This window comes from Solidesulfovibrio sp. DCME, from assembly GCF_049995385.1.
GTDB lineage: Bacteria > Desulfobacterota > Desulfovibrionia > Desulfovibrionales > Desulfovibrionaceae > Solidesulfovibrio.
Map to the genome: position 1 here is coordinate 1,992,558 of NZ_CP188261.1, position 14,693 is coordinate 2,007,250.

15 protein-coding genes are annotated in these 14,693 nt (G+C 69.0%); 4 read left to right on the forward strand and 11 right to left on the reverse strand.

The annotated features are described in order from the left end of the window. Positions 1–66: 66 nt before the first annotated feature. The gene (locus ACP59X_RS08470) at positions 67–1,716 is read right to left on the reverse strand and encodes a class I SAM-dependent methyltransferase (protein ID WP_428567818.1); all 1,650 of its coding nucleotides are present in this window, start codon (positions 1,714–1,716) and stop codon (positions 67–69) included. Positions 1,717–2,193: 477 nt separating this feature from the next. Between ACP59X_RS08470 and ACP59X_RS08475 the strand changes: the two genes are divergently transcribed. Continuing rightward, on the forward strand, positions 2,194–2,925 hold the full coding sequence (locus ACP59X_RS08475) for a DUF599 domain-containing protein (protein ID WP_428567821.1): 732 nt from the start codon (positions 2,194–2,196) through the stop codon (positions 2,923–2,925). Between the two features lie 116 nt (positions 2,926–3,041). On the opposite strand, the gene ACP59X_RS08480 is transcribed toward ACP59X_RS08475, so the two are convergent. Both ACP59X_RS08480 and ACP59X_RS08485 read right to left on the reverse strand, forming a co-directional pair. After that, positions 3,042–4,229 (reverse strand): pyridoxal phosphate-dependent aminotransferase, encoded by a 1,188-nt coding sequence (locus ACP59X_RS08480; protein ID WP_428567824.1) that lies wholly within the window; start codon positions 4,227–4,229, stop codon positions 3,042–3,044. 123 nt (positions 4,230–4,352) lie between these two features. Continuing rightward, positions 4,353–4,718 (reverse strand): glutaredoxin family protein, encoded by a 366-nt coding sequence (locus ACP59X_RS08485; RefSeq protein WP_428567828.1) that lies wholly within the window; start codon positions 4,716–4,718, stop codon positions 4,353–4,355. Between the two features lie 311 nt (positions 4,719–5,029). Between ACP59X_RS08485 and ACP59X_RS08490 the strand changes: the two genes are divergently transcribed. Further along, positions 5,030–5,479 (forward strand): metal-dependent hydrolase, encoded by a 450-nt coding sequence (locus tag ACP59X_RS08490; RefSeq protein WP_428567832.1) that lies wholly within the window; start codon positions 5,030–5,032, stop codon positions 5,477–5,479. An 11-nt stretch (positions 5,480–5,490) separates the two neighbouring features. Here the strand turns inward: ACP59X_RS08490 and ACP59X_RS08495 are convergent, their stop codons facing one another. Next, positions 5,491–6,180 carry a substrate-binding periplasmic protein gene (locus tag ACP59X_RS08495; RefSeq protein ID WP_428567835.1) on the reverse strand — a complete coding sequence of 230 codons (690 nt, stop codon included), beginning with the start codon at positions 6,178–6,180 and terminating at the stop codon, positions 5,491–5,493. Positions 6,181–6,485: 305 nt separating this feature from the next. Here ACP59X_RS08495 and ACP59X_RS08500 point away from each other — a divergent pair, with 305 nt between their 5' ends. Next, positions 6,486–7,466, forward strand: a complete 981-nt coding sequence (locus ACP59X_RS08500; protein ID WP_428567839.1) for a chemotaxis protein — start codon at positions 6,486–6,488, stop codon at positions 7,464–7,466. Positions 7,467–7,675: 209 nt separating this feature from the next. Here ACP59X_RS08500 and ACP59X_RS08505 read toward each other — a convergent pair whose 3' ends face one another. From ACP59X_RS08505 to ACP59X_RS08535, 7 genes are all read right to left on the reverse strand, one after another. Further along, on the reverse strand, positions 7,676–8,440 hold the full coding sequence (locus tag ACP59X_RS08505; protein ID WP_428567844.1) for an N-acetylmuramoyl-L-alanine amidase family protein: 765 nt from the start codon (positions 8,438–8,440) through the stop codon (positions 7,676–7,678). A 52-nt stretch (positions 8,441–8,492) separates the two neighbouring features. Continuing rightward, positions 8,493–9,224: a hypothetical protein gene (locus ACP59X_RS08510; protein ID WP_428567847.1), complete on the reverse strand. Its 732-nt coding sequence runs from the start codon at positions 9,222–9,224 to the stop codon at positions 8,493–8,495. A 145-nt stretch (positions 9,225–9,369) separates the two neighbouring features. Next, the gene (locus ACP59X_RS08515; protein WP_428567849.1) at positions 9,370–9,663 is read right to left on the reverse strand and encodes an MTH1187 family thiamine-binding protein; all 294 of its coding nucleotides are present in this window, start codon (positions 9,661–9,663) and stop codon (positions 9,370–9,372) included. Positions 9,664–9,684: 21 nt separating this feature from the next. Next, the gene (gene pbpC, locus ACP59X_RS08520) at positions 9,685–12,012 is read right to left on the reverse strand and encodes a penicillin-binding protein 1C (protein ID WP_428567852.1); all 2,328 of its coding nucleotides are present in this window, start codon (positions 12,010–12,012) and stop codon (positions 9,685–9,687) included. 14 nt (positions 12,013–12,026) lie between these two features. Then, on the reverse strand, positions 12,027–12,815 hold the full coding sequence (locus ACP59X_RS08525; protein WP_428567855.1) for a response regulator: 789 nt from the start codon (positions 12,813–12,815) through the stop codon (positions 12,027–12,029). An 86-nt stretch (positions 12,816–12,901) separates the two neighbouring features. Continuing rightward, entirely contained in the window at positions 12,902–13,567 is a 666-nt protein-coding gene (locus ACP59X_RS08530) for a FlgO family outer membrane protein (protein ID WP_428567857.1), read from the reverse strand. 13 nt (positions 13,568–13,580) lie between these two features. Then, entirely contained in the window at positions 13,581–14,102 is a 522-nt protein-coding gene (locus ACP59X_RS08535) for a hypothetical protein (RefSeq protein ID WP_428567860.1), read from the reverse strand. A 210-nt stretch (positions 14,103–14,312) separates the two neighbouring features. Between ACP59X_RS08535 and ACP59X_RS08540 the strand changes: the two genes are divergently transcribed. Then, positions 14,313–14,690 (forward strand): desulfoferrodoxin, encoded by a 378-nt coding sequence (locus ACP59X_RS08540; protein ID WP_428567864.1) that lies wholly within the window; start codon positions 14,313–14,315, stop codon positions 14,688–14,690. Positions 14,691–14,693 lie beyond the last annotated feature (3 nt).

The following is a 14,693-nucleotide window of genomic DNA, read 5'->3' on the forward strand; positions in this document are numbered from 1 at the left end:
AAGGATATCCTTGGTGGCAGCGGCCCGCTCCCCCATACGCCAATGCCGGGCGGCGGGGAAGGGGCGTCAGGGCTGGGCGCCACCCTGGCGGTGGTCCAGGTTGCCGTTGGTGACGGCGGCGAAAAGCCATTGGGTGAAGGCCTCGAGGCCTGCCACATCCGACAGGCGGCTTAAGGGATGCCGGGAAAGGAGCGCGTCCATGGCCGCCGGCAGGCCGCCGCCCTCGGGCAGGTCCAGGTAGGGGCGCAGGGGGGCGAGCTTTTGCCCCACGAGGTTGACGCCCCGGTCCAGCAGCAGGGCCAGGGGAATGTCGCAGGCCAGCTGCCATTCCAGGTCGATGACCCGGATGTCGCCGGTTGCCGGATGGCGCAGCACGTTGCCCGGGTGGGCGTCGAGCAGGTTTCCCGGCAGCCAGCGGCCCGCGGCCGCCTCCGGGTAGATGGTGCGGCCCAGCCGCTCCCGGCAGAAGGCGGCGAAGCCCTCCGGGCCGCCGGGGCTGGCCGGCCGGGACCGGCTGGCCAGGAACTCCATCCAGGCCGTCAGCGTGCGGGCCGCGCCGGTCGGGTCGCCGTCCTCCACCGCGTCGAGGATGGCTTCGAGGAAACTCACGTAGCCCAGGTGGTAGGTTTCGCGGGCTTTGACGTGCTGCCGGCCCGAGGCGAAAACGGATGGCGGCAGGCCGTGGAGGTTGCGCCGTTCTACCGCCACGCCGGTGTCCGTGGCCACGAACCGGGTCATGGTCTGGAAGCGCGGCGGGCAGGCGTCGGCATTGACGGCCACGGCCAGGGTCCGGGCGTTGGCGGCCAGCAGGGGGGCGTTTGGGCTCGGCGCGGCCAGGACCAGGAAGGAATTCATGATCGGCCCGGCCGTGCCGGCGGCCAGGGCGGAGCGCACAAAGGCCCGTTCGCTGAAGGCGGGCCGGCTTCGGCCGCCGGGGTCGGCGCTTGGCAACTCCAGCAGGGGCAGGGACTGGAAGCCGCCCAGGGACAGCGCCGCCTCGGCGACGATGCTGTCCGGGGTCTTGTAGTCCGGCGAGGGGTAGTACCAGCGCGTGACGGGAAAGCCGGCCCGGGCCAGCAGCGCCTGGAGCGTCGGCCGGTCGAAGGTGCGCGCCCCGCCGGGGCCGGGGTAGCCGTTTATGCCGTGGTAGGGCCGGCCGGTGTGGTCCTCGGGTAGGCCGGCCAGGTATTTGTGCCCCATGCGGTTTTCGATGGCCAAAATCAGGCAGCCGTCGTCTGTCAGGTAGCGCCGGGCTTCGGCCAGCAGCCTTTCGTGGGGCCGGGGGCCGGGGACGAAGGCGGCGGCGTATTCCAGCACGCCGATCAGCGTCACGATGGCGAAGTCGCCCTGGTAGGGCAGGCCCACGGCGTTTGCGGCCACGATCTCCAGGTTGGTTGCCCGCCGGCAGCGGGCGGCGATGACGGCGGCCCGCTCGGGCGAGCCCTCCACGGCCGTAATCGCCTGGGGCAGGGTCACGAGATGGGCGGTCAGGGCGCCGCAGCCAGCGCCGAGTTCCAGGATGCGGCCGTCGGTGCCGCAATCGAGCCAGGAGAGCAGCGTCTTGCGGCGTGGGGTCAGGTGGTAGCGCAGGGCCCAGGGCGCGTCCCGGGGAAAGAGCTCGTATTCGTCGACGTCGTGCGCCGAAAAAAAACGGAGCAGGGCGGCCTCGGCCCCGTCCCGATAGCCAATCGTCCCCTGTCCGACCGTCACGTCCATGGGTGCGTGCCTCCGCTGGCCCCAAGGGGTCTCTCCCTTCCCGGACCCGTCCGTGGGGGGCGCATCCCCCGGTTTCCTCGGCCAGTGTCGTATCTCATAAACAATACGGCAGAAGGTGTTGCAAGAACAGTCAGGGGAGAAGCCTCCGGCGGCCAATGGGCTGGCGCCCTTTGGAATCCCATAATGGTTTCAATGGAGCGCGGGGTGGCTTGCCCCGCATCGCCCGGGCAGAGCTGGCGCGCCGGTCCGGGGCCGGTTCGGCCCGTGACCAGGCCTTGGCGCATGGCAGCAAGGGGCTGCTGTTGTATTTCGGGTGATGTGAACTTTGGCGCAAGCAAGCCCGGGGTAAGCGAGTGGTTTGGCCGGGGCGTGGCATGTTATTTTTCTCACATCTTCGGTTTTTGATTGATTTATGCGCTTTTTTGCCTCTAGAAATACGCTGTCCCTTTTGGAGTATTTGCAACGGAGGCCTTGGCTATGGAAACACTTTCCCCGCACGTGCTGGATTTGTCGTGCCTGTTGGCATCGATCGTGATGTTTACGGCCTATAATATCTTTATCTGGCAAAAGCTGAAGTCCGATCCCATTTACACCATACAAGGGGCCACGGACCTCGCCCGCCGGGCCTGGGTCGTCACCGTCATGGAGGAGCATGACGCCCTGTTGGCCGTGCAGACGCTGCGCAATTCCACGATGGCGGCGACCTTCATGGCCTCCACGGCCGTGCTGCTGTCCGTGGGCGTGCTCTCGCTGACCGGGCAGGCGGAAAACCTTTCCAACACCTGGCATTCGCTCAATATTTTCGGGTCGACCCAGCAAAGCACCCTGGCCCTCAAGCTTCTGGTGCTGCTGCTGAACCTCTTCGTCGCCTTCTTCAGTTTCTCCTCGTCCATCCGGCTGTTCAACCATGTGGGCTTCATGATCAACGCCCCGGCCAGCGAGGAGAACGCGGCCTCTTCCATGACCTTCGTGGCCATGCAACTCAATCGGGCGGCCAGCCATTTCCATTTCGGCATGCGCGCCTACTACTTCCTCGTGCCCCTGGTGCTGTGGATATTCGGCCCCCTGCTTCTGCTGGCCGGGACCGTGGTCATGATCGGTGTCGTTTACTCTCTCGACCGGGCGCCCGAGATGCGAAACGACATCCTCAAGCCCTTTTGCTCCTTCCTGCCCAAGGAACGGCCGGTCGATGATTCGCCGGACATTTAGCCGGCGGCCCGGTTCCCCGGGAGGTGCTGTCGCCTGGGCCGCACCTTCGGGCTACGGGTACTGCCGTCAGGCCCGCCCCTTCGGACCAGAAGCGCTTCCGCCCGGTCCCTCGGGTGCTACCGCCTGGCCCGCTGCGCCGCCAGCCAGCCGGCCAGGCGGTCGCAGGCCGTTTCGATGTCGGCCTCGTCGCCGCCGTAGGACAGGCGCAGGCTCTGCTCGCCCCCCGGGCCGAAGCTGTCGCCCGGGATGGTGACGACATGGGCCTCGCGGATCAGCCGGGTGGCCACCTCCATGGGCGAAAGCGGCAGGTCGTAGCGGGCCATGACGTAGAAGGCCCCGCCGGGGCGGTTGAAGCGGATGGCCGGGGCCATGGCCGCCAGGCGCCTGGTGAGAAGCCGTCGGCGGGCCGACAGGCTGGCCAGGAAGCCGTCGTAGATGCCCTGGGGGCCGGTCAGCGAGGCCAGGGCGGCGATCTGGGCCGGGGTGGGGGCGCAAATGGCCGTGCAGTCGTGGACCTTGAGCATCTGCGCCATGATGGGCTCGGGGGCGAAGGCGAACCCCACCCGCCAGCCGGTCAGGGCGTAGCGCTTGGAAAAGCTGCCCACGGCCACCAGGCGCGGCCGCAACTCGGGCAGGCTGGCCAGGGAAAAGGCCGGGGCATCGTAGGACAGGGCGTCGTAGGTGTCGTCGCAAATCACGCACAGGTCGTGGCGCAGGGCGATCTCGGCCACGGCCAGGAGGTCTTTTTCGGCGAAAACGGCGCCCGTCGGGTTGTGGGGCGAATTGATGACGATGGCCCGGGTGCGCGGGCTGACGGCGGCGGCCACGGCCTCGGGGTCGAGGCTCCAGTCGTCGCGGCGTAGCGGCACAAGGATAGGCACGCCCTCGGCCAGGAGCACCTGCTCCACGTGGGAGGGATAGAACGGTTCGGGCACGATGACTTCGTCGCCTCGCTCGCACAGGCACAGGATGGCGCACAAAAGCGCCTCCATGCCGCCCACGGTGATGGCGATCTCGGTTTCGGGGTTGGCCCCAAGGCCTTTTTCGGCCTCCAGCCGCTCGGCCACGGCCCAGCGCAATTCCGGCATGCCGGGCTGGAGCGAGTACTTGCCGGCGGCCGGCGAGTCGCGAAGGGCGCGGCAGACCGCTTCGACCACATGGGCGGGCGTGGCGAACGAGGGCACGCCCTGGCCCAGGGAGGCGCAGTCGCCCATGCCGGCGGCCAGCATGGGCATGAGCTTGGTGGCCGATATCTTGATGTTGTGGGCGCGCGTGGCAAAGGGCGGGGCATCGGCGGCGGGCACGGAAGCCTCCTCGCGGCTGCTCGTTCGGGTGCTCGAAATCCGTGCAGGCGAATCTCGAGAATAACAGCCTGAAAGAGTTAATTTTCGGTAATAACAGTACGCTGTTTTTTGCCGGACGACACGCTAGGGCTTGTTGTAGATCATCTTGGGCTGGGCCGCGGCGGAGGTGCCGCCGGCCAGGGCCTTTTCGAAATCGGCCACGGAATAGCCGGGGATGACCGTCTGGCCGATGACGACCAGGGGCACGCCGCGCTGGCCGTATTTCTGGTAGCGCATGCGGGCGGCGGCGTCCTTTTCGATGTCGTAGGCGGTGTAGGCAATGCCCTTGCCGTCGAAATAGGCCTTGGTCTTGGTGCAGTAGGGGCACCAGCTGGTGACGAAGATTTCCACTTTCGGGCCGGCGGCCGGGCTTTCGACAGCCGGGGCCAGCAAGGCGGCGCACAGGAGAAGGGCGGCAAGGAAGGGGGGCAGAAAGGCTTTGACGGGCATGGGCGTTCCGGGGTTGGGGTTGTGCATGCCTGGTGGTAGCGGCGGGGGGGGGCCGCGTCAAGCGGCGGCGCGCCGGATGGGCGGGGCCGTCGGGAGAGCCTTGGGCGCCGCGTGACGCGGCCGCGTCGCGCGGGGCACATCGGCCGCGTCGAGCGGGGCACATCGGCCGCGTCGAGCGGGGCACATCGGCCGCGTCGAGCGGGGCACATCGGCCGCGTCGAGCGGGGCACATCGGCCGCGTCGAGCGGGGCACATCGGCCGGGCCGGGCGCGGCTTGCCAGGGCCGGGGCGGCGGTGCTAGGAGGCCGCCCATGCCGGGTTTCAAGACGCACATGGTCGGCGCGGTGGCGGTGAGCGCAGCCGCCCTGGGCGCGACAATCTGGCTGGGCCTCTACCAGCCGAACTTCGAGACCATGATCTGCCTGGGGCTTTTTTCCATCCTGGGGGGGCTGTTTCCGGACGTGGACACCGATTCCAAGGGGCGCCGTTTTTTTTACGGCGCGGCCCTGGTGGTGGATGCCATCCTGATTTTTCGGCAGCAGTATCGCTACGCGTCGGTGCTGGGGTTTTGCGCCCTGCTGCCGGCCATCGGCTCCCACCGGGGCTGGACCCATTCGTGGTGGGCGGCGCTTTTGATCCCGAGTTCGGTGCTGCTGGCGCCCATGCTGCTGCTCGGCCTGCCCTGGAAACCCTTTTTCCCGTACTACCTGGCCACGGTGCTGGGCTATTTCTCCCACCTGCTGCTCGACCGCAAATTCTAGCCTCCCCCGGGCTAATGGCGCAGGGCCACAAGGCACCTGGCCCGTTGGGCATCCTCCCCGACGAATTCCACGATGGCCGCGTCGATGCGGGCCATGGTGTCCGGCGAAACGCTGGCGTCGCACATGATGTGGCGGCCGTTGCCCGGCGGGGCGTCTTCCAGGGCCAGGGCACACACCGTGCCGGCGTATTCGGGGTGGCGGCCGACGAGCCAGGCCAACTCCTCGGGTTCGATGAGCATGGCATCCAGGCGGCCCCTGGCCACCAGGGCCAGCATGGCGGCGGCGTCGTTGAAGCGGTGGATGCGGTCGTCGGGCAACGCGGCCAGGCGGGCGTCGATGGCCGGGCCGTAGGAAAAGCCGCCGCGCAGGCCCCAATGTTTCTTTTCGTCGAGCAGCCGGGCCAGGGTTGTCGACTCCGGGCAGGCGCCGGCGCTTGCGTTTACGGCCGCGACCAGGGGCCTGTCCTGGTAGAGGGGGGTGCTGAAGCGGGCGAAGCCCTCGCGTTCGGGGGTCCGAAACCAGCCCGTGCCGCAGGCGTTGACCACCTCGTTGGCGAAGGTGGCCGTCACGCGGGCGGCGGGCAGTTCGCGCACGACGTAGGGGATGGCGCTGTGGTCCAGCACGGCCAGGCTCAGGTCGAGCAGGAAGCCGCCGGCCGGCTGTCCGTTGCGGAGGCGATAATAGGGCGGCCGGTCGAACACGTAGAGGGTCAGGGGCTCATCCTGGGCCGCCGCGAGTGGAGGAGCCTGGAATACCAGACAGATAAGTGATGCGCAAACGGCACGGAATAGACATCGCGACATGACGCGGCCCCGTTAGGTTCCCGGGATGCGCCCAGTGGACCCCGGAGGTGGTGCTGTAGTAGACATGCCGCCGTGTCCTTTCGGTGTCAATTTGAAATCGCCGGCGAAAAGCGGCCTTGCCTTTTCTCCCCGCGCAGGCATACTCTGCCACCGCCGGCCATGCATTATCCCGTTTGTCACAAGCTTTCCGGAGCCCGTCCGACATGAGCAACACGAACATCCTCCTCGAATCCGGCACCAACGAACTGGAAATCGTCGAGTTCTACCTGGAGGAGCCCACGCCCTCCGGCAAGACCTACGTTGGCTATTACGGGGTCAACGTGGCCAAGGTCCTGGAAATCATCCGGCTGCCCAAGGTCACGGAGATGCCGCAGACGCCGCATCCCTGCGTCCTTGGCACCTTCAACCTGCGCGACAAGGTGGTGCCCCTGGTCGACCTGGGCATTTGGCTCGGCAAGGACCGGTCCGAGGTCGCCTCGGACAAGGTGGTGGTCACGGAGTTCAACCGGGTCGTCAGCGCCTTTCGCGTCTCGGGCGTCACCCGCATCCACCGCCTCAGCTGGGAGCAGATCGAACCGCCGAGCATCCAGGTCCAGCGCTATTCCGGCAACTCCGTCACGGGCGTGGTGCGCCTGGACACGCGGGTGGTGTTCATCCTGGACATGGAAAAGATCGTGGCGGAGCTCAACCCGGGCCTGGCCCTCAAGGAACTCGACGTGGAAGTCTTCACCGAGTCCCAGAAGGAGTTGCCCGACAAGGACATGGTCTTCAAGGCGCTCATTGCCGACGATTCCACCACCATCCGCCGCATGATCGGCTCGTCCCTGGAAAAGGCCGGCTTCGAGGTCACCCGGACCATCAACGGCCGCATCGCCTGGGATCAGCTCATGGAGTGGAAGGAGGCCTCGGCCAAGGAGAACAAGCCCATCACGGACTTCGTGCACATCCTGGTCTCGGACATCGAGATGCCGGCCATGGACGGGCACAGCCTCACCCGCAAGGTCAAGGAGGACCCGGTGCTCAAGCAGTTGCCGGTGATCCTTTTTTCGTCGCTTATAACGGACAGCCTGCGCCACAAGGGCGAGGCGGTCGGCGCCGACGACCAGATTTCCAAGCCCGAGATGCTGCAACTGGCCGAGCGGGCCCGGGCCCTGGCCTGGGAACGCCTGGCCGCCACCGTCTAGCATCGGCACGTCGCCCGGCCGCCAGCTCCCCGGTTGCTCCAGCCGCCGTTCGATTGCCCGTCCCCGATGCGCCCCCGTCGCGTAGCCGCCTGTTCCCTGGGCGGCCTTTTCCGGGGGAGTGACGCGCGCCCCGTCCCGTTTGCGGCGGTCTTGCCGCCCCGCCTTCTCCCGGCAACCCGCCGTATGGGGAGGCGATGTTTCGCTCTCCCTCAGCGTCCGTTTTGGGCGGCGCACCAGCGTTCCACCCCCCTGGCCACGGCCCGGGCGGTTTGCCCTTGGCGGGCCGCCGTGGCCAGCGCTACCTCCTCGTCGCGGTTGACGATGACCCCGGCCTCGACCAGGGCCGCCGGCGCCCGCGCCCCGGCCAGCACGGCCAAGCCGTCGTAGCGGTAGACGCCCACGGTGTCGTCGACCAGGGGCCGGCCTTCGCCCGGGATGGCCTCGGCGTGGTGGCGGGTAAACGGCAGGCCGGCGGCGGTCAGTTCCCGGCCGATGGCCCGGGCCAGTTCCAGGCTCTGGGCCGCCAAGGGGTTGCGGCCGGAATAGAAGACCGAATAGCCGGCGAAGCGGTCGCTGTAGCGCCGCGCCCGGCCGTCCACGGTCCAGGCCTCCAGGTAGCGCGGCTGGACCGAGTCGTGGTGGATGGAAACGAGCAGCCCCGCGCCGGTGGCGTTGGCCCGGGCCGCCCGGGCGGCCGGGGGCAGGTCGCGGCCGTCGGGGTCGAGGAGGTAGGCCTTGGGAAAGCCGGACGCGCGCAGGGCGGCCACGACCTGCCCGGCCAGGCGCCGGTTGAAGTCATACTCGGGCAGGCCCCGGGCGCTGGTGGCGCCGGGGGCCTTGGGGCCGTGGCCGGCGTCCACGGCCACGGCCAGCCCGGCCTGGCGGCACTGCGCCCCGGCGGCGGCCGGCAGGCAAGCCAGGGCCGCCACCAGGGCGAGAAAGGGCGGAATCGGGCGCAGTCGACGGCTGGCCATGGCCTCGCCTCCCGGGTCACGCGATCCCGGTGGGGCTGCGGCAAGACGGCCCTTAGGCCATCTTGCCGGCGTCCTTGAGGGCCGCCTTGAGGCCGCGTTCCTGCAACTCCTCGGGCGCGGCCAGCAGCTGGTGCAGGAATTCGCCGGTCTTTTCGGTCAGCCAGGCATCCTTGTCCAGGGCCTCGACGAAGCGCTGGCGCTCGGTGCGCTTTTCCAGGGGCTGGTTGCGGTCGGCGTCGAGCTGGTTCTGGAGGAAATGGGCGTAGAGGCTGGCCCCGAACAGCGAGGCCTTGGGGTCGAGGCTGACGAAGACCCGGTGCAGGTCGTCGCGGGTGCGCTCGGCGGCGATGCCGCGTAAAAACCGCCAGGGCGCCGAGCCGCTGGACAGGGAAGCCCAGAAGTAGCGCAGCTTGTAGAAGCGCTTGCCCGTGGAGAAGGCCTGCTCCAGGTCGGTGGACGTGCAGATGCCGTCCACGCAACTGGCCAGGGCTCGGCGGTAGGGCAACTCCACCGCCGCGACGATGACGTGCCACAGCAGGTAGATGTTTATAAGCGTCATGATGAGGATGCTGCTGTTGCGCAGGCTCGGATTGACGTCGCTGGCCCAGTTGAGGAACAGGTAGATAAACACCAGCAGCAGCACGCCGTAGCGCAGGGCGTTGGTCAGGATATGGGTGAACGACCCCATCTTCCAATGCAGCCGCAACAGCAGGCCGATGAAGATGAGGAAGATGACCGTTTGAAAGTATATGCTCATGTCCATCTGGGCCAACTGATCGAGCATGTCCGACTCCTCGGAGGTTGCGGGGTGAAGGGAGGCCGGTCCGGCGGCAATATCGGGCCGGGCGGGACAGTGGTCCTTGTTGGTCTTGCCTGTGTACCTCCGGTCCCGCCCCTTGGCAACGGCTGGCGAGCAAGCGCAGCGTTTTCTACAGTTTTTCCTCCACGGCCCGGATCTTGGACACAAGGCGCCCGCCGGGGCCGTCGCGCAGGTCCACGCGCATGACCAGGTGGATGCGGCCGCAATCCGCCTCAAGGGCTTCCTTGCAGCGGCTGACCACGGCCATGACCTCGTCCCATTCGCCCTCGATGCTGGTGGACATGGGCGAAAAGACGTAGGGCAGCCCGCTTTCCTTGACGATGCGAACGGCCCTGGCCACGTAGGTCGACAGGCTCACGCCCTTGTCCAGGGGGAAGATGGAGAAATCCAAGATGGCGCTCACAGGCGTCCTCCTTCGGGTTGGTTAATCGACGCGGACCGTCACGGCGTCCAGGCGGCCCCTGTCGTCGACGCACACCAGCCGTTTGCGGCCGGGGCTTGGTTGCCAGAAAAGGCGGTCCCCGGGGCCGCCCTGGGCGATCAGTTCGCCGTCGGCATACCAGGAAAGCCGGTGGCTGTCGGCCGGGGCGTCGGCACGCAGCGCGATGCGCTGGGCCTCGGCCGGGGCGTCGCGGCGGTAGACGTAGGGCGTGGCCGGGCTTGGCGAGACGATGCGCGGCCCGGGGCCGGCCGGCGCGCCGCAGCCCGGCTCGGGCTCGGGCGGCACCTCGAAGGGGATGCCCGTGGCCCGCCACCAGGACACCAGCTCGGCCGGATAGCGGGAAACGACCACGGAGGCGGCCTCGTGGCTGGCCAGGCAGTCGGCGGAAAGGGCCTTGCCCGAGGCGGCGTCCACGAGCTGGCGGCCATGGACCGGGCAGGGGCCGAGCCGGGTCACGCCGGGGATGATCCTGGCCGTCACGCGCCTGGGGCAGTCGGGGCCGGGCAGCTCGCGGCTGTCGGCGCAGACCTCGACCTCGCGGATGTTGCACCAGGCCGGCACGGCCAGGCGCGAACCGCGCGGTTCCACGGCCCGGAACAGCTCGAACAGGATCGGCCCGGCATGGACCGCGCCGGAGATGCCCTTGACCGGCGTGCCGTCCATGTTGCCGACCCACACGCCGATGACCCGGTCGGCGGAGTAGCCCACGGCCCAGGCGTCGCGGTGGCCGTAGGAGGTGCCGGTTTTCCAGGCCACGGCCGGCACGGCCAGGGCCCGGTCCCAGGAGGTCGGCAGGTCCGGCCGCTCCACCTTGGCGAGCATCTCCGTGACCATGGCGCTGGCCTCGGGGGAGAAAAGCCGCGTTCCCGGCCCGGCCGGGCCGGCCAGGAGCTTGGGCGGGCGGTGTTCGCCGAGGCTGGCCAGGTCGGCGTAGGCATTGGCCAGGGCCAGCAGCGTCACCTCGCCGCCGCCGAGCACCAGGGACAGGCCGTAGTGGCCGGCCGGCTTGTCGAGGCTCGACAGCCCGGCCAGGCGCAGGGTGTCGAGGAAGGGGGCCGGCCCCACCGCGTTAAGCAGCCGCACCGCCGGCACGTTGAGGGAGGTGACCAGGGCCTGTTCGGTGGTCACCCGGCCCCGGAACAGGCCGTCGTAGTTTTTGGGCTTGTAGCCGGCAAAGGCCGTGGGGATGTCCAGGAGCTGGCTTTGGGGAAAAACCAGGCCCGCGTCGAGGCCCATGGCGTAGAGGAAGGGCTTGAGGGCCGAGCCGGGCGAGCGGCGGATGACGGCGCCGTTGATCTGGCCGAAGCGGGCGTCGCCGAAATAGTCCGTGGAGCCGACCAGGGCCAGCACGTCGCGGCTGGCCACGTCCAGGACCACGGCCGCGGCCGCGCCGATGCCCTGGGCGGCCAGCCCGGCCTTGCGGCCGCGCAGGATGTCCGAGGCGGCCTTTTGCACGGCCGGGTCCAGGGTCGTGTCCACCCGGATGGCCGCCGGCGCCGCCTGCCTGGCCAGCTCGCAAAACTGGGGCGCGACGAAGGGCGGCGCGGCCAGTTTGGCCGGCACGGGCGCAGCCATGGCCTCGTCCGCCGCCTTGGGGTCGATGACGCCCCGGCGGGCCATGGCCGCAAGCAACGCGTCCCGGGCGGCCTTGGCCTCCCTGGGGTGGCGCAACGGGTCCAGGGCATTGGGCGCACGGGGGATCACGGTGAAAAGGGCCGCCTCGGCCAGGGACAGCCGGTCGGGCGTCTTGCCGAGGTAGAGCAGGCTGGCCGCGCCGATGCCCACGATGTTGCCGCCGTAGGGGGCCATGTTCAGATAGCGCTCCAGGATGGCCGCCTTGGACAGGCGCCGCTCCAGGGCCAGGGCGGCCAGGGCCTCGCGGCACTTGCCGGCCAGGGTGCGCGGCTTGGGCTCGGCCAGCCTGGCCAGCTGCATGGTGATGGTCGAGCCGCCCGAAACGACGTGCCCGGCCCGCAGGTTGGACAGGGCGGCCCGGGCCAGGGACAGGGGGTTGACCCCGGGGTGGCGGAAAAAATGCCGGTCCTCGGCGGCGACGATCAGGCGCGGCAGGATGGGGGCGATGGCCGGCAGGCGGGTGGGAAAGCGCCAGGCCTCGTCCGGGGCCAGGTAGAGGCGCAGGGGCAGGCCGTTTCGGGCCGCGACCACCGTGGCCGGCGGCGGCGACAGCACGGCCAGGGGAAAGGGAAGCCGGGCCGTGGCCAGGCCCAGGCCCAGGGCGGCGGCCAGGGCCAGAACCAGGGCCAGCCCGGCGACGCGGACGGCGCGGCGGCGCGCGAAAGGACGCCGCATCGCCCAGGCCTCGCCTATGGGGCCGCCTTGGCGCACAGCTCGCGGTAGTTGGCCAGGATTTCCAGCATGTCCAGCTGCTGGTTGACCCGGCAGACGCATTCCTCGGCCTGCACCGGTTTGACCAGGAAGTCGTTGGCCCCGACCTTGAGGAATTTGACGGTCTGGCCGCCGCCCTCGGCCGAGACGCCGATGATGGACAGGGCGTCCTTGGGCCGGTGGGCCCGGATCTCCTCGATCAGCCCGAAGCCATCGAGGTGGGGCATGTTGTAGTCGGTCACCACCAGCCGGATGTCCTCGTGCGCCTCGAGGACCGTGAGGGCCTGCCGGCCGTCCTCGGCCTCCAGCACCTGGAGGTTCAAATTGCGCAACAGCGTCGTCAGGTACGACCGGAACAGCCGGGAGTCGTCCACCACCAGGGCCTTGACGAACTGGTTCTTGTAGAGCCGTTCGATGAGCCGCTCCATGGCCGTCATCTCGGACATGGTCTTGACGAAGTAGTCCACCACGTTTTGGGACAGGAGCTTCTGGCGGACCTCCTCGTCGAAGGTGGCGGTCATGACCACCGACGGGATGCCCAGGGACGTGGCCAGGGGGACGATCTCCCCGTCCGGGTCGTCGGGCAGGTTGCGGTCCAAAATGGCCACGAAGATGGCCTCGCGCTTTTCGGTCATGGCCTGCCTGGCCTCGGCCAGGCTGTGGGCCACCAGCGTGGGGAAGGGCGTGGCCTCGGCGATGTGCTGACTGATGATCTTGGCCTGGACGCGGCTGTCTTCCACGACCAGGACATGGCGGAGTTCGTTCATGCGGCCATCCTCATGCGTTCCCGGACATTGGGGGAAGCATAGAAGATGGGGCGGCCGGTGGCAAGCCGGCCGCGTGCCGGGGCGGCCTACCAGTGCCGGGCCATGTAGGGGGCCATGTCCCGGCGGAAAGTCTCCGGGTCGGTGGTCGAGACCGTGGGCGCGATAAAGGACGCGCCGCCGCCGGCCAGGGCGCCCACCGTGGCGTCCATGGGCAGGGTGCGGTTGGACGCGGCCACGATGTTGTTGTTGCGGGCCTCGATGACCTCCACGGCGAAGCGCACCCCGTCCGGGGTGACGATGTAGGTGGCGGCCACGACCAGGGTGGCCATGGCCCGGCTCACGGCCAGGGCCCTTGCGTCGCGGGTCAGGGTGAATTCGCCCTGGCCCCGGCTGAAGATGATGTCGCTGGCCTTGCGGATCTCCTGGACGTTGTAGCCCAGGGCCACCAGAGCCGTGGACAGTTCCTGGCCGACCAGCCGGGCCAGGGGCGAGGCCCGGGTCAGGTCGTTTATGTCCGCCGGGGTGGTCACCACCACCCAGTACAGGCCGCGGCTGTTGTCGCGGCTGTACATGCCCAGGCGCGGCACGAGCTGGCGGTCGAGGTCGCCGGCCAGGGCCATGGCCAGCTCGGGGTATTGCGGCGCCTGGGGCTGTTGCTGTTGCGGGCAGGACGTGCACAGCGCGCCCATAAGCAACGGCGCGAAAAGCATGGGCAGGGCCAGGGCGAGCAGGGTGCGGCGCAAGGTCGTCATGACGGCCTCCTTGTCATTTGGCCGGCGCCGGGGCCGGCGGCTGGGGCTTGGGCGCGGGCGCCGCGGCCGGGGCGGGTTCGGGGGGGAATTCCACGGCCGCCGGTTTGGGGCCGGTAGCCGGGGTGGGGCCTGACGCGGCCTTGGGCTCGGCCGGGCCCGCGGTTGCCGGCGGCGCCTGGCTCGGCAGGGTGTCCAGGGGGATGATGGATTCCGTGGGCGCTTCCATGCGCTGTTCGAGCTTGGGGCCGGCCTGGGCCTTGGCGCGCGGCGCGGCCTGGGGCGCCGGGGGCCTTGCCTGTTGCTGGCGCGGCTTTTTGGCGTGCCGCCGTTTGGCCGGAGCCGGTTTGGGCGTAAAGGGCGTGGGCGGCGTATTGGGCGTGGGCGGGCTGTTGATGTCCCGGATGGGGATCTGCGTCGGCAGGGGCGCCGGCAGGCCGGCTGCAGCCGTTGCCGCCGTTTCGGGCGGGCACAGGACGGCCCCGGCCAGGATGAGCCCGGCCAGGGCGCCGGGCAGCAGTGCGCGCAAGGATACCATGTCGTTCTCCCGGCCGTTTCCGGCCTCATGCCCCTGTCATCGGCCGGTTGGCCGAAATCTTTACGGCCGCGTGCCATCGTGGCGGGGGGGTTGCGCTTGGAGCGAAGAAGTGCTTTATGAGGCTACAAGGTAGCGCTTCCCCCGCGAGCCGGGGCCACCCCGGCCGGCCCGCGCCAAAACGATCAACGGGGATCATAAGGAGTATACGACATGGCTGAGCAACTGGAAATCTACAAGTGCGAAGTGTGCGGCAATATCGTCGAAGTCCTGCATGCCGGCGGCGGCGAGTTGGTCTGCTGCGGCCAGCCCATGAAGCTTTTCACCGAGAACACCGTGGACGCGGCCAAGGAAAAGCACGTTCCGGTCATCGAGAAGACCGCCGACGGCTATCTGGTCAAGGTCGGCGCCGTGCCCCACCCCATGGAGGCGAAGCACTGGATCGAGTGGATCGAGCTGGTGGCCGACGGCAAGGTCTACCGCCAGTTCCTCAAGCCCGGCGATACCCCCGAGGCGACCTTCTGCATCAAGGCCGACAAGGTCTACGCCCGCGAGTACTGCAATATCCACGGCCTGTGGAAAAAGGACTAGCCC

Bases quoted from the DNA above. Each gene is read 5' to 3' on its own strand.
- ACP59X_RS08475 (WP_428567821.1), top strand. From the start codon at position 2,194: ATGGAAACACTTTCCCCGCACGTGCTGGATTTGTCGTGCCTGTTGGCA.
- ACP59X_RS08535 (WP_428567860.1), bottom strand. From the start codon at position 14,102: ATGGTATCCTTGCGCGCACTGCTGCCCGGCGCCCTGGCCGGGCTCATC.
- ACP59X_RS08540 (WP_428567864.1), top strand. From the start codon at position 14,313: ATGGCTGAGCAACTGGAAATCTACAAGTGCGAAGTGTGCGGCAATATC.
- ACP59X_RS08500 (WP_428567839.1), top strand. From the start codon at position 6,486: ATGAGCAACACGAACATCCTCCTCGAATCCGGCACCAACGAACTGGAA.
- ACP59X_RS08510 (WP_428567847.1), bottom strand. From the start codon at position 9,224: ATGCTCGATCAGTTGGCCCAGATGGACATGAGCATATACTTTCAAACG.
- pbpC (WP_428567852.1), bottom strand. From the start codon at position 12,012: ATGCGGCGTCCTTTCGCGCGCCGCCGCGCCGTCCGCGTCGCCGGGCTG.
- ACP59X_RS08490 (WP_428567832.1), top strand. From the start codon at position 5,030: ATGCCGGGTTTCAAGACGCACATGGTCGGCGCGGTGGCGGTGAGCGCA.
- ACP59X_RS08525 (WP_428567855.1), bottom strand. From the start codon at position 12,815: ATGAACGAACTCCGCCATGTCCTGGTCGTGGAAGACAGCCGCGTCCAG.
- ACP59X_RS08530 (WP_428567857.1), bottom strand. From the start codon at position 13,567: ATGACGACCTTGCGCCGCACCCTGCTCGCCCTGGCCCTGCCCATGCTT.
- ACP59X_RS08505 (WP_428567844.1), bottom strand. From the start codon at position 8,440: ATGGCCAGCCGTCGACTGCGCCCGATTCCGCCCTTTCTCGCCCTGGTG.
- ACP59X_RS08470 (WP_428567818.1), bottom strand. From the start codon at position 1,716: ATGGACGTGACGGTCGGACAGGGGACGATTGGCTATCGGGACGGGGCC.
- ACP59X_RS08485 (WP_428567828.1), bottom strand. From the start codon at position 4,718: ATGCCCGTCAAAGCCTTTCTGCCCCCCTTCCTTGCCGCCCTTCTCCTG.